The organism is Fictibacillus sp. Mic-4 (assembly GCF_049843615.1).
GTDB classification, from domain to species: Bacteria; Bacillota; Bacilli; order Bacillales; family Fictibacillaceae; genus Fictibacillus_A; species Fictibacillus_A gelatini.
Map to the genome: position 1 here is coordinate 21,668 of NZ_JBBHZM010000031.1, position 21,862 is coordinate 43,529.

At 43.8% G+C, this 21,862-nt stretch carries 20 protein-coding genes; 17 read left to right on the forward strand and 3 right to left on the reverse strand.

The window, feature by feature from the left end:
- The first annotated feature begins 15 nt into the window (after nucleotides 1-15).
- Entirely contained in the window at nucleotides 16-708 is a 693-nt protein-coding gene (locus WD019_RS16870; RefSeq protein WP_425712254.1) for an SDR family oxidoreductase, read from the forward strand.
- Between the two features lie 32 nt (nucleotides 709-740).
- On the opposite strand, the gene WD019_RS16875 is transcribed toward WD019_RS16870, so the two are convergent.
- The gene (locus WD019_RS16875; RefSeq protein ID WP_425712255.1) at nucleotides 741-2,279 is read right to left on the reverse strand and encodes an MDR family MFS transporter; all 1,539 of its coding nucleotides are present in this window, start codon (nucleotides 2,277-2,279) and stop codon (nucleotides 741-743) included.
- 140 nt (nucleotides 2,280-2,419) lie between these two features.
- Between WD019_RS16875 and WD019_RS16880 the strand changes: the two genes are divergently transcribed.
- Entirely contained in the window at nucleotides 2,420-3,064 is a 645-nt protein-coding gene (locus WD019_RS16880) for a VC0807 family protein (protein ID WP_026678350.1), read from the forward strand.
- Between the two features lie 3 nt (nucleotides 3,065-3,067).
- Here WD019_RS16880 and WD019_RS16885 read toward each other — a convergent pair whose 3' ends face one another.
- The gene (locus WD019_RS16885; RefSeq protein ID WP_425712256.1) at nucleotides 3,068-3,610 is read right to left on the reverse strand and encodes a GNAT family N-acetyltransferase; all 543 of its coding nucleotides are present in this window, start codon (nucleotides 3,608-3,610) and stop codon (nucleotides 3,068-3,070) included.
- Between the two features lie 170 nt (nucleotides 3,611-3,780).
- On the opposite strand from WD019_RS16885, the gene WD019_RS16890 reads away from it, so the two are divergent.
- The 6 genes from WD019_RS16890 (at nucleotide 3,781) to WD019_RS16915 (ending at nucleotide 12,365) form a co-directional block, all read left to right on the forward strand.
- Nucleotides 3,781-4,473: a heptaprenylglyceryl phosphate synthase gene (locus tag WD019_RS16890; protein ID WP_026678352.1), complete on the forward strand. Its 693-nt coding sequence runs from the start codon at nucleotides 3,781-3,783 to the stop codon at nucleotides 4,471-4,473.
- A gap of 66 nt (nucleotides 4,474-4,539) precedes the next feature.
- Nucleotides 4,540-6,768 carry a DNA helicase PcrA gene (gene pcrA, locus WD019_RS16895; protein ID WP_425712268.1) on the forward strand — a complete coding sequence of 743 codons (2,229 nt, stop codon included), beginning with the start codon at nucleotides 4,540-4,542 and terminating at the stop codon, nucleotides 6,766-6,768.
- 67 nt (nucleotides 6,769-6,835) lie between these two features.
- Nucleotides 6,836-8,848, forward strand: a complete 2,013-nt coding sequence (gene ligA, locus WD019_RS16900) for an NAD-dependent DNA ligase LigA (RefSeq protein WP_425712257.1) — start codon at nucleotides 6,836-6,838, stop codon at nucleotides 8,846-8,848.
- A gap of 44 nt (nucleotides 8,849-8,892) precedes the next feature.
- Entirely contained in the window at nucleotides 8,893-10,089 is a 1,197-nt protein-coding gene (locus tag WD019_RS16905) for a CamS family sex pheromone protein (protein WP_425712258.1), read from the forward strand.
- A 233-nt stretch (nucleotides 10,090-10,322) separates the two neighbouring features.
- Entirely contained in the window at nucleotides 10,323-11,870 is a 1,548-nt protein-coding gene (gene pruA, locus WD019_RS16910) for an L-glutamate gamma-semialdehyde dehydrogenase (RefSeq protein ID WP_425712259.1), read from the forward strand.
- Nucleotides 11,871-12,005: 135 nt separating this feature from the next.
- Complete coding sequence (locus WD019_RS16915) at nucleotides 12,006-12,365, forward strand: DUF3905 domain-containing protein (protein ID WP_026678291.1); 360 nt, start codon at nucleotides 12,006-12,008, stop codon at nucleotides 12,363-12,365.
- Between the two features lie 541 nt (nucleotides 12,366-12,906).
- On the opposite strand, the gene WD019_RS16920 is transcribed toward WD019_RS16915, so the two are convergent.
- Nucleotides 12,907-13,449 carry a pyridoxamine 5'-phosphate oxidase family protein gene (locus WD019_RS16920; protein ID WP_425712260.1) on the reverse strand — a complete coding sequence of 181 codons (543 nt, stop codon included), beginning with the start codon at nucleotides 13,447-13,449 and terminating at the stop codon, nucleotides 12,907-12,909.
- A gap of 105 nt (nucleotides 13,450-13,554) precedes the next feature.
- On the opposite strand from WD019_RS16920, the gene WD019_RS16925 reads away from it, so the two are divergent.
- The 9 genes from WD019_RS16925 (at nucleotide 13,555) to WD019_RS16965 (ending at nucleotide 21,819) form a co-directional block, all read left to right on the forward strand.
- The gene (locus WD019_RS16925; protein WP_026678289.1) at nucleotides 13,555-14,982 is read left to right on the forward strand and encodes a PLP-dependent aminotransferase family protein; all 1,428 of its coding nucleotides are present in this window, start codon (nucleotides 13,555-13,557) and stop codon (nucleotides 14,980-14,982) included.
- 81 nt (nucleotides 14,983-15,063) lie between these two features.
- On the forward strand, nucleotides 15,064-15,699 hold the full coding sequence (locus WD019_RS16930; RefSeq protein ID WP_425712261.1) for a histidine phosphatase family protein: 636 nt from the start codon (nucleotides 15,064-15,066) through the stop codon (nucleotides 15,697-15,699).
- Nucleotides 15,700-15,771: 72 nt separating this feature from the next.
- A complete protein-coding gene (locus tag WD019_RS16935) occupies nucleotides 15,772-16,908 on the forward strand; it encodes a DUF5050 domain-containing protein (protein ID WP_425712262.1) in 1,137 nt (378 codons plus the stop codon).
- A 132-nt stretch (nucleotides 16,909-17,040) separates the two neighbouring features.
- The gene (gene gatC / locus WD019_RS16940) at nucleotides 17,041-17,331 is read left to right on the forward strand and encodes an Asp-tRNA(Asn)/Glu-tRNA(Gln) amidotransferase subunit GatC (RefSeq protein ID WP_425712263.1); all 291 of its coding nucleotides are present in this window, start codon (nucleotides 17,041-17,043) and stop codon (nucleotides 17,329-17,331) included.
- Between the two features lie 12 nt (nucleotides 17,332-17,343).
- A complete protein-coding gene (gatA, locus tag WD019_RS16945; protein WP_425712264.1) occupies nucleotides 17,344-18,807 on the forward strand; it encodes an Asp-tRNA(Asn)/Glu-tRNA(Gln) amidotransferase subunit GatA in 1,464 nt (487 codons plus the stop codon).
- Nucleotides 18,808-18,811: 4 nt separating this feature from the next.
- The gene (gatB, locus tag WD019_RS16950) at nucleotides 18,812-20,248 is read left to right on the forward strand and encodes an Asp-tRNA(Asn)/Glu-tRNA(Gln) amidotransferase subunit GatB (RefSeq protein WP_425712265.1); all 1,437 of its coding nucleotides are present in this window, start codon (nucleotides 18,812-18,814) and stop codon (nucleotides 20,246-20,248) included.
- 122 nt (nucleotides 20,249-20,370) lie between these two features.
- A complete protein-coding gene (locus WD019_RS16955) occupies nucleotides 20,371-20,634 on the forward strand; it encodes an aminoglycoside phosphotransferase family protein (RefSeq protein WP_425712269.1) in 264 nt (87 codons plus the stop codon).
- Between the two features lie 48 nt (nucleotides 20,635-20,682).
- Nucleotides 20,683-20,814 (forward strand): hypothetical protein, encoded by a 132-nt coding sequence (locus WD019_RS16960; RefSeq protein ID WP_425712266.1) that lies wholly within the window; start codon nucleotides 20,683-20,685, stop codon nucleotides 20,812-20,814.
- Nucleotides 20,815-20,952: 138 nt separating this feature from the next.
- A complete protein-coding gene (locus WD019_RS16965) occupies nucleotides 20,953-21,819 on the forward strand; it encodes a YitT family protein (RefSeq protein ID WP_425712267.1) in 867 nt (288 codons plus the stop codon).
- The last annotated feature ends 43 nt before the right edge of the window (nucleotides 21,820-21,862 follow it).

The following is a 21,862-nucleotide window of genomic DNA, read 5'->3' on the forward strand; positions in this document are numbered from 1 at the left end:
GAAAGGATAAAAGGAATGGAGATTAATATTGTTGTAATAACAGGTGCAGGGAGCGGACTCGGTGCATCGCTTGCGAAAAAATACTCTGAGCAAGGATGCCATGTATGTTTGCTTGGCCGAACAAGAGCGAAACTTGAACGAACGGCCGCTTTATTAAATGGGGGCTATTCGATGTATGAAGTAGATGTTGCCGTTAAGAAAGATGTCGCCCGTGTCATTCAATCGATTGAAAAAGAAGTCGGACCGATCGATTTATTCGTTAATAATGCCGGAACAGGCGCTTTTGCTCTTGCCGAGCAGATAGACGAGCAAGCGATCCATCACATGATCGATAGTAACCTAAAAGGAACGATTTTTTGCACGCAAGAAGTACTGCCTTTTATGAAAAAGCGCAACCGGGGGTTGATTGTCAATGTCATTTCGACAGCCGGAAAAGAAGGCAAGGTGACGGAATCGGTGTACTGCGCTAGCAAATTCGGTGTTCGCGGATTCACTGAAAGTTTAGCCCTTGAGTTAAAAGATACGCCGATTCGAGTGTTGGCAGCGTACATGGGCGGCATGAGGACGGAATTTTGGGACGGCATTTTTACCGAAGAGCGAACAAAAGGCTTAATGGACCCGGACGATGTGGCCGATATTATCATCGAAAGCATTAAACCGCGAAATCTACTTGCTGTTCCGGAAGTTGTCATCACAAATAAAAAATAGTTCATAAAAGAAGCTGAATCCCACATGTGGATTCAGCTTTCACTTTCTTCATTCACTTTTGACGACAAGACTTCTTTTTTCAAAAACCAGCTAAATATAAACGAAACGATAAGAATTCCGAATGCCCAAGTATATAAATACTGGAACGATTCAATAAAGATCGTTTTAAGCGCTGTTAAAAGTTCAGCAGGCAGGTCGTGCGGAATTCCGCCAGCGGCTAAATGATCCATTTTTCCTCCCATGCTTTCCCCGAGCTTGCTGTCTGCCCTTTCTAACTTTGAAGTAAGTGTAGACGATAGTAAATTTCCAAAGATGCTTACACCGATTGTTGCGCCGATCGTTTGAAATAATGGAACGGTTGCCAGCGCACTGCCTTTATGTTCTTTTTCTACGGATTCTTGAACGATTAAGTTATCCCCACCGAACAACACCCCTAATCCGAAGCCTGTAATTAAAAAGTAAATAATGATTTGGGTGATCGTCGTATCGATATCGATATGGGAGAATAAATAAAATCCTATGACAGGCAGAATAAAAGCGAATCCAAATAATTCACGGTAACGCACTTTCGTTAACAAAAATCCGCAGATCATCGACGAAATGACGGCCCCAACCATTAGGGGAAGCGTTAAATAGCCTGCTTCCGTCGGAGTTAGCCCGATCACATTTTGAGCAAAATAGGGGAAGGAAGAAAACGACCCCATAAGGCCGAAACCGACTGTAAATACAATAATCGATAACACAACAATGTTTCGATTTTTAAATAAATGCAAAGGGACGATCGGTTCTGCCGCTTTTGATTCCACCAGGATGAAAATCCCGATCAAGAAAACGAATGAGCAAAGCAAGCCAATAATCAATGGCGAACTCCATGTATACCCTTCGTTTTCAATTAATACTGGGGCGATCAATAAGGAGACAATCGCAAGAACAAGGAGAATCGCACCCGACCAGTCAATAACAACCTTTTTCTTTATATTGGATTCTTTTAAACCAACGGCTAAAAAACAAGCTGAAATGACTCCCACGGGAATGTTGATAAAAAAGATCCAGTGCCAACTCGCTTGATCGACAAAAAATCCGCCCATCAAAGGTCCAACTAACATTGGAATAAACATAATCGGTCCCATTATGCCTTGCACTTTAGCCCGTTGTTCGAGCGGAAAAAGGTCGCTTGATATTGTCATCGCAAGCGGCATTAAGCCACCAGCGCCTATTCCTTGAATTCCGCGGCCGATCAGAAGCAGCGTCATCGAGTGAGAAAGTCCGCAAACAATCGAACCTCCGATAAATAGTGCCATTGAGGCTAAATACACTTTTTTTCGTCCGACTAAATCGGCAAGCTTACCTAAAATGGGCATAAAAGCCGACAATGCAAGCATATACACTCCGGCCACCCAGCCATACAAGGACAATCCCCCGAGATCCCGAATGATCGTCGGCATCGCTGTGGTAACTACGGTTTCATCCAATTCGGAAAAAATCAGGCCAATCATTAATCCAGCCATAACGAAAATCCGATTGCTTTTATTTAATGAGGACTGTTCCGTCTGTTTTAAAACACTATCCATTCCATCCATTCCTTTCGTTTCTGATTACCGAAAGTATAGCGGTGAAATGTGAACTGAATATGAATTGAGATACGAAAGCTGTTTATTTCTTTCCTATTTATGTTAAACTGAAAGCAAATTGTAGAAATTAGAGGGATCGAATGAAAAAAAGTGCTGTATTTTACGACCTGCTATTTTATTTAATCTTGCCTTACTTCATTTGGAACAAAGGAAGAGATGTTTTAGGAGATTATTATGCGATTCTTCTTTCTTCCGTTCCGGGGTTTATTTATACGATTTACCGCTTTGTAAAAGATAAGCAGTTTAATGTGACGGGCATTTTTATTTTGTTTTCGTTATTTGCCGGAACGACTGTAGATTTATTATCCGGCTCCGCGGGGAAAATGCTTTGGAACCAGGTGTACCTTGGCATCGCAATCGGACTAATCATCTTGTCCACGATTTTTATGAAAAAGCCGCTTGCGCTTTATTTTGCGGTTGATGTTGCCTTTATGCAAGGGCAAGCGAGAAGTGAAACGAAAGAGCTATACCGGAAAAAAGAATTTTACCGCTATTTTGTCTGGCTGACAGGGCTTTTTGCGTTTCGCAGCCTATTTCAGGCGGGATTGAAAGCGTACTTGCTAACGACATATGGCGTGAAGAAATACGACTTTATTTTGTTTGCCATGAAAATTTCCGGGTGGATTTTTGCCGGGTTAATAACAGCAGGATTTGTCTTTATTAGTCTGAAAATCTACAATTATATGGAAAAGAAGGAGAAAGCAAGTGCCGAGCCGGAAGTTTAACATTTACCCTTGCCATTCTTCTCTAAGCAATCCGTATATGACTAAATCAACAAATTGACCTTGAAGCCATTCTGCCTGGCGTAAAAGGCCTTCTGCCTGAAAGCCGAGCCGTTCTGCAACGGAGCGGCTTTTTTCATTGCCGACCGCCGCTTTTAATTCAATCCGGTGAAAACCGAGTGTTTGAAACGAATAGTTGAGAAGCGCCCTGCATGCTCTTGTCATGATTCCGTTTCCTTCATATTCTTTACCGAGCCAGTAGCCGATGCTTGCTTGATAGTTGTACCATTTGATGTCGTATAATGAAACGGAACCGGCTGGTTTCCCGCGGTACCAGATTAGCGTGACGAGATCGGTTCGTTCAGCATATTTTCGTGTAGCGATTTTGATAAACTCTTTTGTATCCTGAATGCTGAGCGTTTGATCAACCCAGCCGAGCCATCTTCGCAAATGATCACGGGAATAGTCCGTCAGCTGAAAAAGAAGGGCAGCCTCTTTTTTCTCGACCAGCTTTAAATAGATATCATGATCGACTTGCAAAAAAAACATGGTTGACCCCCCTTACAAGAACTGAAAGAACAGAAGTGAGTATAACTTGAATTTCATATTTTTTCCATATGACTAAAGGTGAGTGCTATTCTTATTTTTGATATAATGTCAAAAGGATAAAATGGTTCGTTGCCTTTCTAAAAATGGAAGTGCGAGCAGGAGGAAAAGTGATGTTTGATTATCAACAGTGGAAACATGTGTTTAAGCTTGATCCCGATAAAGAGATTAGCGATAAAGAGCTTGAGGCGATATGCGATTCTGGAACGGACGCGGTTATTGTTGGCGGCACGAGCGGCGTAACGTTGGACAATACGCTCGATCTTTTATCAAGAATTAGAAAGTATGTCGTTCCTTGTGTACTGGAAGTGTCTACTATTGATGCCATTACCCCGGGATTTGACAGCTATTATATTCCAACCGTTTTAAACAGCAATGATCCGAATTACATAACGGGTTTGCAGCATAAGGCAATTAAGGAATTCGGCGACATTATGAACTGGAATGACATGGTTACGGAAGGCTATTGCATCCTCAATCCAGACTGTAAAGCGGCAAGACTGACAAAAGCCAATACAGACCTTTCAATTGACGATGTTGTAGCATATGCAAGAATGGCGGAAAAAATGTTTCAGCTCCCTATTTTTTACTTAGAGTACAGCGGAACATACGGGGATGTTGAAGTCGTTAAAGAAGTACGGAAAGTATTGAACAAGACGAAATTGTATTATGGCGGAGGGATCGAGTCCGAAGAACAGGCGCGGGAAATGGCGCTATTTGCGGACACGATTGTTGTTGGGAACATCATTTATGAAAACCTTGAGGCGGCGCTCAATACCGTTAAAGCCTTTAAAAAAGAGAATTGAATCTATTTGCTAAAAGAAGTATGATAAATATAAGAACAAACGTTTGGTGGTGAGCGATACATGAGTATGCATCAATTAATTGAAAAGTTATTATCCGGGCTAAATCCGGAACAAAAAGCAGCGGTGAAGAAGACGGACGGGCCGCTCTTAATTATGGCAGGAGCCGGGAGCGGAAAGACCCGCGTGCTGACCCATCGAATCGCCTACTTGCTCATGGAAAAGGAAGTAGCTCCGTGGAACATTTTAGCGATTACGTTCACGAACAAGGCAGCCAGGGAAATGAAGGAAAGGGTCGCGGCCATAACCGGTCCGACGGCGGAAGAAATCTGGATTTCCACGTTTCACTCGATGTGTGTCCGCATTTTAAGGCGGGACATTGACCGAATCGGCATTAACCGCAATTTTACCATTCTTGATTCAACCGACCAATTATCCGTCATTAAACAAATTTTAAAAGATAAAAACATTGACTCGAAAAAATTTGAGCCGCGAAGCATTTTAGGATCGATCTCTTCACTTAAAAATGAGCTTAAGACGGCGAAAGACCTTGCGGGCGCAATGAACGGCCCATATGAGAGCGTTGTTCATGACGTCTATGAAGAATATGAGAAGCGGTTGAAAAAGAACCATGCGCTTGATTTTGATGATTTAATTATGACAACCATTCAATTGTTCAAACGGGTTCCAGAAGTGTTGGAGTTTTATCAGCGGAAGTTCCAATATATTCATGTCGATGAGTATCAGGATACAAACCGCGCCCAATACGTGCTTGTTAAAATGCTTGCAGAGCGGTTCCGCAATCTTTGCGTTGTTGGGGATTCCGATCAGTCCATTTACGGATGGCGCGGAGCGGATATCGCCAACATACTTTCTTTTGAGAAAGATTATAGCGATGCGAGCGTCATTTTGCTTGAGCAAAACTACCGCTCAACGAAAAAGATTTTGGATGCGGCCAACCACGTAATCGAAAACAACATGAACCGCAAAGCGAAGAAGCTCTGGACCGATAATGATGAAGGGCAAAATATCGCTTACTATCAAGGGACGGACGAGCATGATGAAGCTCACTTTGTCGCAGGGAAAATACGGGAATTGACCTTGTCTGGAAAGAGGAAAAATTCGGATATCGCCATTTTGTACCGGACGAACGCGCAATCGCGTGTGATTGAGGAAGTGTTGATGAAATCGAATATTCCTTATAATATCGTCGGCGGGATCAAATTCTATGACAGAAAAGAGATTAAGGACATTCTGGCGTATTTGCGCCTCATTTCCAATCCGAATGACGATATAAGCATGCAGCGGATCATTAATGTGCCGAAACGCGGCATCGGCGCATCCACTGTCGATAAGATTTTACAGTATGGAGCGGATAATAACCTGTCCATGTTCCAGGCGCTTCAAGAAGTTGAGGAAATTGGGCTGAGCCCGCGTTTTACAAACGTGCTTCGTGAGTTTTCCGAACAAATTACGAACTGGAATCAAATGCAAGAGTACCTTTCAGTAACGGAGCTTGTCGAAGAAGTGCTTGAGAAGACCGGATACCGCGACATGTTGAAAAATGAAAAAACGATTGAAGCCCAGAGCCGGCTGGAAAATATCGATGAATTTTTATCGGTAACGACCGATTTTGAAAAGAGGAACGATGATAAAAGCTTAATTGCCTTTTTGACGGATTTGGCGCTTGTAGCCGATATTGATAAACTGGATGAAGACATGGAGCAGGAACAATCCAATAATAAGGTCGTTCTTATGACCCTTCATTCGGCAAAAGGCCTCGAGTTTCCAATCGTGTTCTTAATGGGGCTTGAAGAAGGGGTGTTTCCACACAGCCGGGCCCTTTTTGAAGAAAGCGAAATGGAAGAAGAGCGCCGTCTTGCCTATGTCGGGATCACACGCGCCGAGGAAGAGCTATATTTAACAAATGCCCATATGCGCACATTGTATGGCCGGACGAATATGAACGCCGTCTCACGGTTTATTAGCGAAATTCCGGAAGAATTGATTGATTCCTTATCAGCGAAAAAAGAAGCCCCCCCATGGGCAAAACAAGCGAACTCAGGACTTGAAAGCTATCGTCCGAAAGTGAAGCAAACGATGCCGAATTTCCAGACGAGCGGCGGGGAGAAACTGGACTGGAAAGTAGGGGATAAAGTGAAGCACCGTAAATGGGGAATCGGCACAGTTGTCAGCATGAAAGGCGAGGGCGATTCACTCGAACTTGACATTGCTTTCCCGCAGCCGGTTGGATTAAAGCGGCTGCTCGCGAAATTTGCCCCGATTGAAAAAGTATAGACAAACAATCTTTCTAGTGTTTATTACATGTGGTGACCCGGAAATTAAGTTTGTCGTAAGGAGTGGAATGAGTTTGAACGAGGAACAAGCAAAACAGCGCATTGACGAATTGCGAAACCTCCTTGAAAAATACAACTATGAATATTATGTATTGGATAAGCCGTCTGTGCCTGATTCCGAATACGATCAATTAATGAAAGAATTGATTGAACTGGAAAATAACCATCCCGGGTTGCGTGATCCGCACTCTCCATCTGTAAGGGTCGGCGGTGAGCCGCTCGATTTTTTTGAAAAAGTACAGCATGAAGTGCCGATGCTAAGCCTCGGAAATGCCTTTAATGAAAAGGATTTGCGGGATTTTGACCGCCGCGTCCGCGATGGCGTAGGCAATCATGTTTCGTATGTTGCCGAATTGAAAATTGATGGACTTGCCGTTTCTTTAACGTATGAAGACGGCCGGTTTGTCAGGGGCGCGACCCGTGGAGACGGGACGACCGGAGAAGATATAACGAGCAATCTGCGGACGATTCGCTCGATCCCGCTAAAGCTTAATCGCCCTCTTTCTCTTGAAGTCCGCGGCGAAGCGTTCATGCCGAAGCGTTCGTTTCAAAGCTTAAATGAACACCGCAAGCAAGAAGGGCAGGAGCTGTTTGCCAATCCGCGTAACGCAGCAGCCGGATCGTTAAGGCAGCTTGATCCGAAGATTGCCGCAAGCCGCAATCTCGATATCTTTTTATACGGAATTGGCAAGCTTACGGGCGAAGAGGTTGGTTCACATAGCGAAGGATTGGAACTTCTGCAAGAGCTCGGATTAAAGACGAACCCGGAATGGAGACGCTGCGCAACCATTGACGATGTCATTGAATTTGTGAACGGATGGCAAGAGAAACGCCCGGATCTTCCGTATGAAATCGATGGCATCGTCATTAAGGTCGATTCCCTTTACCAGCAGGAAGAGCTTGGGGCGACCGCGAAAAGCCCGCGCTGGGCGATCGCTTACAAGTTTCCTGCGGAAGAAGTCGTGACGAAGCTTGAGGACATCGAATTAAGCGTTGGCCGGACAGGAGTCGTTACCCCGACAGCGATTTTGCAGCCGGTTGTAGTTGCCGGAACGACGGTAAAGCGGGCATCACTTCATAACGAAGATTTAATCAGGGAAAAAGACATTAAGCTTGGCGATTTCGTCGTTGTCAAAAAAGCCGGCGATATTATACCGGAAGTCGTTAATGTGCTCGTCGACCGACGTACCGGTGAAGAACGGGAATTTCATATGCCGACACATTGTCCGGAATGTGAAAGCGAGCTTGAACGGTTAGAGGGAGAAGTGGCATTAAGATGCTTGAACCCGCAATGTCCCGCTCAAATTCGCGAAGGCTTGATTCATTTCGTATCAAGAAACGCGATGAACATCGATGGTCTTGGTGAAAAAGTGATCGCGCAATTGTTTAGGGAGCAATTAATTCATGATGTTGCTGATTTATACAGGTTGAAGAAAGAAGAGCTGCTGCAACTGGAGCGGATGGGCGAAAAATCCGTTGACAATTTGTTGAACGCTATTGAAAAATCAAAAGAAAACTCATTGGAACGATTGCTATTCGGCCTTGGGATCCGCCATGTCGGGGCGAAGGCTGCGAAAACAATCGCCCAAACATTTGAAACGATGGACCAATTAATGAATGCATCTAAAGAAGAGTTGATGGCGATTGATGAAGTCGGAGAGAAAATGGCGGATTCGGTTTCCGTTTATTTTAGCAAGCCGGAAGTCGTTGAACTGATTAACGAACTGAAATCGTTCAATGTCAATATGGAGTACAAAGGGCCAAAAGCGGTTCGGGCGGAAGATGTCGATTCTTATTTTGCCGGAAAGACGATCGTGTTGACTGGAAAACTGACAGTTTTAACGCGAAATGAAGCAAAAGAAGCGATTGAGCGTCTTGGCGGCAAGGTAACAGGAAGCGTCAGCAAAAATACAGACCTTCTCATCGCAGGGGAAGATGCCGGATCCAAGCTTGCTAAGGCACAAAGCCTCGGCATTGAGACATGGACGGAGCAACAATTCGTAGAGGAGCTTAAACAATAACAATCAAAAAAATAACCGCGATAAACTAGAGGAGTGTAAAAAACATGATAAAGCGGATGAGCTTCATCTTCTTAAGCTCCCTTTTACTATTAACAGGCTGTTTTAATAAAGACAACCTGCAGCAAGAAAAAGAAGTAGTGAAACAAAAAGGGAAAAAAGAGGAGAAAGCAATCATTACCGGAGAAATTAAAACAGGGGAAAACTATTACCGCAGCATTTATCCGTTTGAACCAGGAGCTGCAAGGGGCTTAATTAAGTTTGGAGTCGATAACAGGCTGGATATTGATGAGTTTGAATTGGGATTAATGCGTGTCGCCCAGCAAAAATTCAGCACAGATAAATACTTCCTCCAAGAAGGACAATATCTCGATGAAACGACAGTCAACAACTGGCTCAAGCGAAAAGACGACAAGATTGAAAAAAATTCAAACTCCACAATGGACCAAAAAGGATTGAATCCGGCGCTCGGTATAAAAAAGGACGCGCCATATAAACAGGTGCTTGAGGCGGAAAAAAAGAATCCAAAATTCTTATCGTATGTACTTGAGCAAAACTACCTCGTCCAAAGCGGAAAAGGAAAAGTGAAGCTTGGCGGCGTTGTAGTCGGCCTATCCTTTAATTCCCGTTATTATTATAAAGTAACGGATAAAGGCTTGATTTATAACGGCGATGTCGAGCTTGACCCGTCGGCCGTAAATCGGGAGGCGAAAAAAATCGGCCAGGAAGTGTTGAAACGTCTGCGGCAAAATCCGAGCCTTGCCCATGTGCCGATCGTCATTGCCCTATATCAAGAGGCGGAGAAAGATTCAGTGACGCCAGGACACTTTTTTGCCTATGCATCGGCAGATACCGACAGCACCTCGTTAAGCAGCTGGAACTCGATTAACGAGAGATACTACCTTTTCCCATCCGATGAAGCGAAAAAGAAAAAAAGGGACGATTCAGCCAGCTTTGATACGTTTAAAGCAGAAATTCAAGATTATTTCCCGAACTACATCGGTGTTGTTGGAAAAGGCTTGTATGAAGGTGACACGCTTAAAAACTTGAACATTGAAATTCCAATTCAATTTCAAGGGAAAGCGGAAGTCGTATCGTTTACCCAGTTCATCGCGACAAGAGCAATGGAAAAACTTCCAAACGTACCTGTTACGATTTCGATCACCTCAGGCGTGAATCAGCCGGAAGCATTAATCGTAAAAGAAACGGAAGATAAAGAACCGTTTGTTCATATTTATCGATAATAAATAGGGGCTTTCCGTACAGGAAGAGCCCCGAAATTTATTTTCATTCAATGTCGTTTCTATTTATTCAATATTCTCGTTTCGAGGAGGATTCCTGCAATTCCGACTATTTCTCTTTGTTTGAACTGCTACTTTTAATGCGCTAGAATGGACATGTAATGAACAATTGTAACCGCTTTAGCGATTAGGAAGCTAGTTCAGCTTCTAGTTAACAGAATGTAGGAGGGAATTAAATGACTGTCGAATACAAACACGAACCATTTACGGATTTTAGTATTTCGGAAAATAAATCAGCCTTTGAAGAAGCGTTAAAGCTTGTCAACTCGCAATTAGGACAGGACTTTCCGCTCGTGATCGGTTCAGAGCGCATCACGACCGACGAAAAGATCGTTTCCATCAACCCGGCCAATAAAGAAGAAGTCATTGGCACGGTTTCAAAAGCGAACAAGGAACTTGCGGAAAAAGCGATGCAAGCCGCCCTTTCTACATTTGAAACATGGAAAAAATGGAAGCCAGAAGCGCGCGCAAACATCCTTTTCCGCGCGGCCGCGATCATTCGCCGCCGCAAGCACGAATTCTCCAGCTACCTTGTAAAAGAAGCAGGGAAGCCGTGGAAAGAAGCCGATGCGGATACAGCGGAAGCGATTGACTTCCTTGAGTACTACGCCCGTCAAATGGTGAAGCTCAAAGACGGCGTGAAAGTGAACAGCCGTTTCGGTGAAATCAACACGTTTAACTACATTCCACTCGGTGTCGGCATCATCATTTCGCCATTCAACTTCCCGCTGGCGATCATGGCTGGAACAACAGTTGCGGCGATCGTTGCCGGAAATACAGTGCTATTAAAGCCATCAAATACAACGCCGGTCATTGCGGCGAAATTCGTAGAAGTGATGGAAGAAGCAGGCCTTCCTGCCGGCGTTCTTAACTTCGTTCCTGGAAGCGGTTCTGAAATCGGCGACTACCTTGTGGACCATCCGAAAACGCGTTTCGTATCATTCACCGGTTCCCGCGATGTCGGCTGCCGCATTTACGAACGTGCTGCCAAAGTGCACCCTGGCCAAATCTGGCTGAAGCGCGTCATTGCGGAAATGGGCGGAAAAGACGCGGTTGTCGTTGACAAAGAGGCGGATTTAGAATTAGCGGCTTCCGCGATCGTTTACTCCGCTTTCGGCTTCTCCGGACAAAAATGTTCCGCAGGCTCCCGCGCGATTGTCCATCAGGACGTGTACGATGAAGTGCTAGAAAAAGCCGTTGCCCTGACAAAAACATTGACGGTCGGCAATCCGGAAGATGTGAACACTTACATGGGTCCAGTCATTGACCAGGCCGCGTACAACAAAATTATGAAATACATTGAAATCGGCAAACAAGAAGGGCGCTTAATGACAGGCGGTGAAGGGGACGACTCCAAAGGCTACTTCATCCAGCCAACGATCATTGCCGATGTAAAAGAAAACGACCGCTTAATGCAAGAAGAAATTTTCGGACCGGTTGTCGCGTTCTGCAAGGCGCGTGACTTCGATCATATGATGGAAATCGCGAACAACACCGACTACGGCTTAACAGGCGCGCTCATTTCGAACAACCGCGAGCACATCGAACGCGCAAGAGAAGAGTTCCATGTCGGCAACCTTTACTTCAACCGTGGATGTACAGGCGCGATTGTCGGCTACCAGCCATTTGGCGGCTTCAACATGTCAGGAACCGACTCAAAAGCGGGCGGCCCTGACTACCTCATCTTGCATATGCAAGCGAAGACGACAGGCGAACAGCTTTAAATTTTTTGCAAACCTCTCCAAAAGCGGAGAGGTTTTTTGCATTTAATCAAACGTTTGTTTAAAAAGGAAAAGAAGCTGTCCATACATAAACCCCCACCAATTGGAAAACTTAAAACCAAGTGAGGTGGGATGGATATGACTGACAAAGATAAAAATGAAAACGAAAAATTGGATTCGCCCATTTTAGATGAAACACAGCCGCATCAAATAGAGGCTCCATCGTTTAAAGGAACCGGGATCAAGATGCAGCAGCCGTTTGTTAATCGCTATGGTGTCGTGATCGGAGACAGTAAATACAACTCGGAAAACTCTCCATTAAACAATTGGAGTACGGAAACTGATCCCGAGATCATGTCAGGAGACGAATGGGTTCACCCGACAAACGATATCGGCTGGAATACGGCCGAAAATAAGGAGCTATTAGAAGAAAAGGTCAAACCGCAGGGGGTTCCATTCATGCACCCGGCTAAAGACGTGTCATACCGCAAAGATTAGACATCCACAATCACGATTGTGGATGTCTTTTTAAACGTTTAAATTTTTGAAGTAGAGGACAATTTTCCTTGCACGAAAGAAGCCACTGAAAAAGTTCCTTTTAATAAAAAACTAAAATTTTTGAAAAACCAAAACCCAAAAAAACAGTATTTTTCACTTAGGAAGTGGGGGATAGCATCATGTTTACAATGCATTTCGCTTACCAAAGTGGGGATGTATTTTTTAGGAAAAAGCATTTTTGAAAATTTCTTGGACTTTTTCAGTGGCCTCTGCACGAAACCCGAATTTGTCCTTTATCGCCGGTCTCAAGGACAAATTTTATGTCGAAGAGCCTGATTGTGTCCAATAGAACACGTCTCAAGGACAAATTTCCCATCAGGATGTCCAATTTTTCCCTTGAAGAACCCAGAAATGTTGTTTATTGTCTAAAACATATGATTTAATGTCCAAAATGTGTGCCTTATTGTCCGGAACACATATTTTATTGTCCAAACGCCAACTTTTATTGTCCGAACACTGATTGTTATTGTCCGAACTCAGGTTAATCATCGCCCACACGACGCCCGGGGTAAAAGGCGCTTTCCGGATTGAGCGGGTTTTCTTTTGCTGTTATCTCATCAGGCTTGATCCGGTAGACAACGGCAGCACTTCCGTAAGAAGAGCGGTATTTGTTCACATGCTGTTTCGCAAGCGGTTGATTATAGTATCCGGGCACATATTTATCAAGCATCGCTTGCAATGCGCCAGTTGCTTCATCTAGATCGGCAACGGGGCTGGCCTTGCCGAATAACATCACGCTCATGTAGGCTGTATCGGTTTTCGCCGGTACGGGATCGGCGATCGTGCCATACTCTGCGCAAACGGTGAAACAAACGCCCGGGTTTTCATTCATGATTTTGTTTTTCCTGCCCTCCTCTGCGCCATGAAAATAGATGGCATCATTCCACCAGACGAAGTTAAGTGGCACAACATAAGGCTGATGGTCGTCTGCAAGCCCTAATAAGCCGACCTTTGCCTGGCGCAAAAAACTGTCAATCTTCTCTTGATCATTACATTGTCTCAGTACATATCTCATAGGGATCATCTGCAATCCGCTCCTTTGTTTTTAAAAACAATTATAAAAACTATCTGTACACTACAAAAGATACAATTTATAATTTTCAAAACGGTACAGATTGGAGCGAACGATGTGGATGTCAGTCCAAATTTAAATGAAAATGACAATCAGCCCTTATATATCCAGCTTTATGAATATTTTAAAAAGCAAATTCAAGTTAGCGGACTTTCTGCTTCAACGAGGCTTCCATCCATCCGCCGGCTTTCCGATGATTTAAAAATAAGCAAAACAACGGTACAAATGGCGTATCAACAGCTTCTTGCAGAAGGGTATATTGAAAGCAGGGAAAGAAGCGGCTTTTATGTTATAAAATTAGAAGAGGAATCGTTTGGGAGCATTCTGCCTGCACAGCCCCTCGCCTCTTTTAAAACTGAAGTTGGCGGGAAACAGACACGTATACTTTACGATTTTTACATGTCAAATATTGATTTCAACCATTTTCCGTTTGACAGCTGGCGCAAATGTTCGAATCAATGCATCAGCCGTGATCATAAAGACTTGCTATCATACGGCGATAAACAAGGTGAACGTGGACTTCGCTATGAGCTTAGCAAATATCTTCGGCGGGCACGCGGCGTTAATTGCTCGGAAGAACAACTTGTGATCGGTTCAGGCACTCAGGTGGTCTTACAAATAATATGTCAACTTACCGGAATTGACGGGAAAAAAGTAGCGATGGAAGACCCGGGCTATCCCGGTGTGCGAAATGTGTTTCAGCATTTTCGCTTCGAAATTGAACCGATTCCTTTAGAGGAGGATGGAATTCACATTGATGCACTTAGCAAAAGCGGAGCGAAAATGGTTTACGTCACGCCTTCCCACCAATATCCGATGGGAATGGTCATGCCAATTGCGAAACGAATGAAACTTCTCCAATGGGCGGAAGAAAACGGAGGCTTAATTATTGAAGATGACTATGATGGGGAGTTTCGTTATCGGGGCAAGCCGATTCCTTCTCTGCAAGGGTTGGATGCTCACGGAAACGTCGTATATGTTGGAACCTTTTCAAAATCGCTCTTGCCCGGCATAAGAGTTAGCTATATGGTATTGCCAGAACGATTGCTTAATATTTACAAGCGCATGCTGTTCATGTATGACCAAACGGCTTCAAGATTCCATCAAAAAGCGTTACAAGGGTTTATCCAAAGCGGCGAATGGGAACGGCATATCCGCAGAATGCGCACCATTTATCAAAAAAAGCATACGGCACTGCTGGAAGCTATAAAAAGCATCATGAAAACCAACGTCACCGTTACCGGACAGGATGCAGGGCTACATATCGTTTTAAAAGTAAAAAGTGATAAGACCGCAGATCAGCTCGTGAAAATAGCGGAAGAAGCGGGTGTAAAAGTATACAGTACGACGCCAATGTGGCTGAAAAAGGATAGCGCCGGCGATCCTCTCATTCTTCTTGGCTTTGGTGGATTATCGTTAGAGGAGATTTCTGATGGAATTGAACGCTTAAATGCCGCCTGGACTCCGTATTACAGACATAGATAGCAAGGTTTAGAGAGATTGGTAGTAGACTCATATTATGGAAATTGGTAAAATATGTACAGGGGTTAAGATGGAGGTTTAAAAATGCCAAAAACAACATTGTACATCGTAAGGCATGGGCAAACAGAATGGAACGTGGAGAAACGAATGCAGGGTCGTAAAGATTCGCCATTAACCGAATTAGGAGAATGGCAGGCAAGGTGGCTGAGTGAAGCGTTAGCTCCTATTAAATTTGATGAAATTTATTCGAGTTCAAGCGGCAGGGCTGTCAAGACAGCAGAAATCATTAGTGGAAAACCAAAAGATCAAATAAAGGTAACAGATCAGTTAAAAGAAATGCATTTAGGAGTGTGGGAAGGGGAAATTCAAGCCACTATTCAGGAAAATGATCAAAAGCGGTTCTCGAGCTTCTGGAATGATCCGGAGCAATTTGAAGCAAATGGCGGGGAATCGTTTATCGATGTTCAAAAAAGAGTGTTGCCTGAACTTCAAAGAATCATCACAAATCATACAGGGAAGAACATATTAATCGTCACTCATACAGTTATTATAAAAATCTTGATGGCTTATTTTGAAGAGCGGCCTCTTTCAAAATTATGGGACCCTCCTTATATTCATCCGGCATGTTTATGCAAGGTAGAACTAGAAGAAGGAAAACACCGCATTTGCCTTCATGGAGACATCTCACACTATAAACATGAAGCGGTCGGCTTATATTAGAATAATAGTTTAACCTGCTAGATTTAAGGGTATGTACAATCTAGTGAAAATTTTGAAAAAGGATGATACTATGTGAAAAAAACAGGGTTTGTTTTATTGTCATTGGTTTTAGCGGCAATGGTTGTGATTCAGCCGAAAGCGGCAAAGGCAAGTTCATCTGCATCAGGGCTATACAATGCGATTTATAAAGCGTTTAATGAAGTAGATTCAGAGATTACGGTGACTAAATATCATCCAAGTACGACGACAGCTGCAAACACGATTAATGCGGTTTTACAAAAGCATCCGGAAATCTTTTATTACAAAAGCGGGCAGTACAAATATACAAAGACGAGCAGCGGAAAAATCACTAGCATTAAGCTCCGTTTTACGTATACCCATTCAAAGTCAACCATATTGAAAATGAAAAAAACGTTAAATAGTACGGCCAACCAAATTATTCGCAAACATGTGAAGTCGTCTTATTCCTCTTTTCAAAAAACAAAGGCGATTCACGATTATATTGTGACCCACAATACGTACAATGCCCAGACCCAAAGCGGCACGTATAAATATAATACGGCCTATAGCGCGCTCATCGAAAAGAAATCGGCTTGTAACGGTTATGCGCAGGCCATGCAGCTGTTGTTAAATAAAACAGGTGTGAAAAATTATTACGTGTACGGCAAAGCGAATAATGGGAAACAAACCGAGCTTCATGCATGGAATCTTGTGAATATGAACGGGAAGTATTACCATGTCGATGCAACATGGGACGACTATCCAAAAGATCATGGCCGTGTCGTCAGCTATCAATATTTTGGTGTAACAGACGGCGTGATGAAGAAAAACCATTCATGGAGTACAAAAGGTTTGCCGAAAGCAACAAGTACAAACTACCAGTACATGTGGAATATGCTTTTCCCTGTGAAAAAAGGGGACTACATTTATTACAGCAATGCACCCGATAAAAAGCTTTACCGGATCAAAGAAAACGGAACCGGAAAGAAGAGAATAACGGGCGACCGCGCGCTATGGCTAAATGAGAAGAACGGCTGGATTTATTTCAGCGACTATTCCCGTGGCGGCTATATTTACAAAATAAAAACCGACGGCTCCCATTTAACGAAAGTGAACAACGTCTGGTCGCAATATCTCTATATAAAAGGGAGCTACCTGTACTACACGAATGGCAATAATAACAAAACCTATAAAATTAAAATAGGATAATACCAGGACGAGAGACAAAGTCTCTCGTCCTTTGACTTTTCTGAATTCTAAAGTAGTGATGCAGTTGATTAAACCGTACGAACTCTGGTATCATCTATATATTGTGAATGTACAGTTTTGGAGGTGGCGAGCTTGTCTCGAATTTCAGAAGAACAGGTTAAACACGTGGCGCATCTTGCTCGGTTGGCAGTAAGTGAAGAAGAAGTGAAAATGTTCACCGAACAATTGGATGCGATTATCGGTTTTGCAGAAGAGTTAAACGAATTGGATACGGACAACGTGGAACTGACGACCCACGTTTTAGATTTAAAAAATGTGCTTCGCGAGGATGTTGTGAAAGATTCCGTTTCCCGTGAAGAGGCGCTTAAAAACGCTCCGGATCAAAAAGACGGTCAATTTAAAGTGCCGAACGTTTTAGAGTAGAGGAGGGACATCATGTCATTATTCGATAAAAAAGTTTCAGAACTGCATCAACTTTTACATAAAAAGGAGATTAGCGTAACGGATCTCGTTGACGAGTCTTATGCCCGGATAAAAGCAGTTGACGATCAAGTCAAAGCGTTTTTAACGTTGGATGAAGAAAACGCAAGGAAAAAAGCGAAAGAATTGGATGGAAAGTTAGGGTCAGGCGAAGAGCGCGGCCTTTTATTTGGCATGCCTATCGGGATTAAAGACAATATCGTCACAAAAGGCCTTCGCACGACATGTGCAAGCAAGCTATTATCCAATTTCGAACCGATTCATGACGCGACGGTTGTTGAACGATTACTTGCCGCCGAAGCGATTGCCATTGGAAAATTAAACATGGACGAATTCGCGATGGGGTCTTCCAATGAAAACTCTGGCTTTTTCCCGACCAAAAATCCATGGAATCTGGATTGTGTACCTGGAGGGTCAAGCGGTGGCTCGGCAGCGTCTGTTGCAGCCGGAGAAGTATTATTTTCATTAGGATCTGACACAGGGGGCTCGATTCGCCAGCCCGCTGCTTTTTGTGGAGTGGTCGGATTGAAGCCGACTTACGGTCTCGTCTCCCGTTACGGACTTGTGGCATTCGCATCATCTCTCGATCAAATTGGACCAATCACCCGGTCAGTAGAAGACAATGCTTACTTGCTGCAAACAATTGCCGGACATGATGCAATGGATTCCACTTCGGCAAATGTGGACGTGCCTGACTATTTATCGGCATTAACAGGCGATGTAAAAGGGCTGAAAATCGCCGTGCCGAAAGAATATCTCGGTGAGGGCGTAGATAAGGAAGTTCACGAGCGTGTATTAGAAGCTCTTAAAGTATTGGAAGGACTCGGGGCAACATGGGAGGAAGTGTCATTGCCTCATTCGAAATATGCTCTTGCTACTTATTACTTGCTATCCTCTTCAGAGGCATCAGCAAACCTTGCCCGATTTGACGGCATTCGTTACGGTGTCCGTTCTGACAATGGACAAAACTTGATTGACCTGTACAAGCAAACGAGAAGCGAAGGATTCGGGGATGAGGTAAAACGCCGCATTATGCTAGGAACATTTGCACTTAGCTCTGGTTATTACGATGCGTACTATAAAAAAGCGCAAAAAGTGCGGACATTGATCAAAAATGATTTTGATGAAGTATTGGCGAAATATGACGTTATTATCGGACCGACTGCGCCGACACCAGCGTTTAAAATCGGCGAAAAAACGAAAGATCCGGTCACGATGTACGTCAACGATATTTTGACGATTCCTGTTAACCTTGCCGGTGTTCCTTCGATTTCTGTTCCATGCGGGTTCTCTAAGCAAATGCCAGTCGGCCTGCAAATTATCGGAAAGCATTTTGATGAAAGCACGATTTACCGAGTTGCCCATGCGTTCGAACAGGCAACCGAACATCATAAGGCAAAACCGGAATTGGGGGTGTAATAGGATGAGCAATTTTGAAACAATTATTGGACTTGAAGTACATGTTGAATTGAAAACAAAATCAAAGATTTTTTGCGGTTGTTCAACCGACTTTGGCGCACCGCCAAATACCCATACATGCCCGATCTGTTTAGGGCATCCAGGGGTGTTGCCGGTCATGAACAAGCAGGCGGTTGATTTCGCGATGCGGGCTGCGATGGCATTGAATTGTAAAATTAACCGGGAAACAAAATTTGACCGGAAAAACTATTTTTACCCGGACAATCCGAAGGCGTACCAAATTTCCCAATTCGACAAACCGATTGGGGAGCATGGCTGGATTGAAATTGAAGTGAACGGAAAGAAAAAGAAGATCGGGATTACCCGCCTTCACTTAGAAGAAGATGCAGGTAAATCAACGCACGCAGAAGACGGATCTCATTCATTAGTCGACTTAAACCGTCAGGGAACGCCGCTTGTTGAAATCGTATCCGAGCCGGATATCCGCACACCGGAAGAAGCGTATGCGTACCTTGAAAAGCTGAAAGCGATCATTCAATATACTGGCGTTTCCGATTGTAAAATGGAAGAAGGTTCGCTCCGCTGTGATGCAAACATTTCCCTACGTCCGCTCGGCCAGGAAAAGTTCGGCACGAAAACGGAAATTAAAAACTTAAACTCGTTTGCCCACGTGCAAAAAGGTTTAGAATTTGAAGAAAAGCGCCAGGAGCAAGTGCTTCTTTCCGGCGGCGAAATCCTGCAAGAAACGCGCCGTTATGATGAAGCGTCGAAGAAAACCATTTTAATGCGCGTAAAGGAAGGCTCGGACGACTACCGTTACTTCCCTGAGCCGGATCTTGTTCATTTAAGCATTGACGAAGCCTGGATCGACCGGGTTCGTTCTGAAATCCCTGAACTTCCGGATGCCCGGAAAGCGCGCTATGTATCCGAGCTTGGACTTCCGGCTTATGACGCGATGGTGCTCACGCAATCGAAGAAAATGTCCGATTTCTTCGAAGAAACGATTGCAGCAGGCGCCGATGCGAAGCAAGCATCAAACTGGCTCATGGGTGAAGTGAGCGCCTACCTGAATACAGCTTATAAAGAAATCGATGAAACGCCACTTGAGCCGGCTGGCCTCGCGAAGATGATCAAACTGATCGCCGATGGCACGATTTCATCGAAAATCGCCAAAAAAGTGTTTAAAGAAATGATTGAAAATGGCGGAGACCCTGAGACGATCGTCAAGGAAAAAGGCCTTGTCCAAATTTCGGATGAAGGCGCGATCCGCGAAATCGTTATTACGGTCCTTAACAACAACGAACAATCGATCATTGACTACAAAAACGGAAAAGACCGCGCAATCGGCTTCCTTGTCGGACAGGTTATGAAAGAAACAAAAGGAAAAGCCAACCCGCCAATGGTCAACAAGCTCATTTTAGAAGAAATCGAAAAACGATAAAGCAAAGCCGCTGTACATGACGTGCAGCGGCTTTTTAACCTATTTCCAACCAATTAAAAATAGCCAATGTTGGCGATTTCCTATGGCAGTATTTTTCTTACTATGATCCTAAGACACCCCGAATACCTGAGTGGTCAAAGCATCAAGAAGAATGGTGGAAGGTCATACAATGTGTTACCGAACATTACCCGGATGCAAGAAACGGTTTCATTCACCGAGATTATCATCCGTGCAATGTCCTATGGGAGGATGGGCGCTTGACAGGCGTAGTCGACTGGGTTAACGCATGCATTGGCCCTGCCGGTGTCGATGCAGGGCATTGCAGCTTAAATTTAGCCCTTTTATATGGAGCGGACGACGCCGATTTCTTCTTAAACGCATATTAGGATGCGGCAGGTGACCATTTTGACTATCATCCATATTGGGAATTGAAAATGGCCTTTGAATTTTTGCCTGAACCGGTTGTTTATAAAGGCTGGATTGACAATGGAGTAAAAGGGCTATCAAACAAGCTTATGATGGAACGCATGGATGAATACATATTGAGCATACAAAAACGATTATAATGAAATATTAATTATATAAATAGAGCTTTTCGCCAAGTTAAAGCGTCACCTTAATGCTGTTTACACCTTATTGGCCTGGTGTTATACTGTCGAATGGTATTGAATACAGCAAGAGATTTTTAGAGGGTGTGAACAATTATGGCATCACTTTATCGAAAAATAATGTCATTAAATCCTAAAGTGATATTAGCGTTAGAGTATGTTGAGATTTTAGTCGGGGCAGCTATTGTCGGCCTGACTTTCAATCTTTTTCTTTTGCCAAATGAGATCGCGGCAGGAGGAATAAGCGGGTTAAGCACGATTCTTCATGGATTATTTGGATGGAGCCCGGCTATTGTTCAGTGGGCATTTAACATCCCGTTATTTTTCCTCGGGATCATTCTGCTTGGTAAAGATTTCAGCATTAAAACACTTGTCGGGACGGTTTTTTTGCCTCTTGTCGTTTTTTTAACGCAAAATGTTGAACCGCCGACATCTAATCCATTATTGGGCGCATTGTTTGGCGGAGTCGGGATTGGGTTTGGCCTTGGCATCGTTTTCCGCGGTAAAGGATCAACGGGCGGGACGGCGCTCATCGGCCAAATCATCCATAAATTTACTCATATATCATCAGGCATTTCAATGGTTCTTGTCGATGGATGTATTGTTATCTTATCCGCTGTCGTCTTTAGTCTTGAAAAAGCTTTATACGCACTTATCAGCATTTATTTGACCGGGAAAGTGATTGACATTGTCCAAATGGGATTCAGCAATTCCAAGATGGCGATTATTATTTCAGAACGGGAAGAAGAAATTCGCCAGGTCATTTTGAATGAAATTGACAGGGGAGTCACGAAGATTCCGGGTATTGGGGGCTATACAAATAACGATCGTCCGGTTCTTATGTGCGTCCTTGACCAGAGTGAATTGACGAAACTCAAACAAATCGTTGTGCGGGTCGATCCCGCAGCTTTCGTTATTGTATCAAACTCTGTTGAAGTGATGGGCGAAGGATTTCAAACATAAGAGAGGGGGCTGTCACAGAAAGTCATTGTTCGATGACTTCTGC

What these genes read in the sequence shown, in the direction of transcription:
- WD019_RS16885 (WP_425712256.1), bottom strand. Translation starts at nt 3,610, where the DNA reads ATGTTTTTTTTGCAAGTCGATCATGATATCTATTTAAAGCTGGTCGAG.
- WD019_RS16890 (WP_026678352.1), top strand. Translation starts at nt 3,781, where the DNA reads ATGTTTGATTATCAACAGTGGAAACATGTGTTTAAGCTTGATCCCGAT.
- WD019_RS16880 (WP_026678350.1), top strand. Translation starts at nt 2,420, where the DNA reads ATGAAAAAAAGTGCTGTATTTTACGACCTGCTATTTTATTTAATCTTG.
- gatB (WP_425712265.1), top strand. Translation starts at nt 18,812, where the DNA reads ATGAGCAATTTTGAAACAATTATTGGACTTGAAGTACATGTTGAATTG.
- gatA (WP_425712264.1), top strand. Translation starts at nt 17,344, where the DNA reads ATGTCATTATTCGATAAAAAAGTTTCAGAACTGCATCAACTTTTACAT.
- pcrA (WP_425712268.1), top strand. Translation starts at nt 4,540, where the DNA reads ATGCATCAATTAATTGAAAAGTTATTATCCGGGCTAAATCCGGAACAA.
- WD019_RS16960 (WP_425712266.1), top strand. Translation starts at nt 20,683, where the DNA reads ATGGCCTTTGAATTTTTGCCTGAACCGGTTGTTTATAAAGGCTGGATT.
- WD019_RS16905 (WP_425712258.1), top strand. Translation starts at nt 8,893, where the DNA reads ATGATAAAGCGGATGAGCTTCATCTTCTTAAGCTCCCTTTTACTATTA.
- WD019_RS16915 (WP_026678291.1), top strand. Translation starts at nt 12,006, where the DNA reads ATGACTGACAAAGATAAAAATGAAAACGAAAAATTGGATTCGCCCATT.
- WD019_RS16965 (WP_425712267.1), top strand. Translation starts at nt 20,953, where the DNA reads ATGGCATCACTTTATCGAAAAATAATGTCATTAAATCCTAAAGTGATA.
- WD019_RS16920 (WP_425712260.1), bottom strand. Translation starts at nt 13,449, where the DNA reads ATGATCCCTATGAGATATGTACTGAGACAATGTAATGATCAAGAGAAG.
- WD019_RS16930 (WP_425712261.1), top strand. Translation starts at nt 15,064, where the DNA reads ATGCCAAAAACAACATTGTACATCGTAAGGCATGGGCAAACAGAATGG.
- pruA (WP_425712259.1), top strand. Translation starts at nt 10,323, where the DNA reads ATGACTGTCGAATACAAACACGAACCATTTACGGATTTTAGTATTTCG.
- ligA (WP_425712257.1), top strand. Translation starts at nt 6,836, where the DNA reads ATGAGTTTGAACGAGGAACAAGCAAAACAGCGCATTGACGAATTGCGA.
- WD019_RS16875 (WP_425712255.1), bottom strand. Translation starts at nt 2,279, where the DNA reads ATGGATAGTGTTTTAAAACAGACGGAACAGTCCTCATTAAATAAAAGC.
- WD019_RS16870 (WP_425712254.1), top strand. Translation starts at nt 16, where the DNA reads ATGGAGATTAATATTGTTGTAATAACAGGTGCAGGGAGCGGACTCGGT.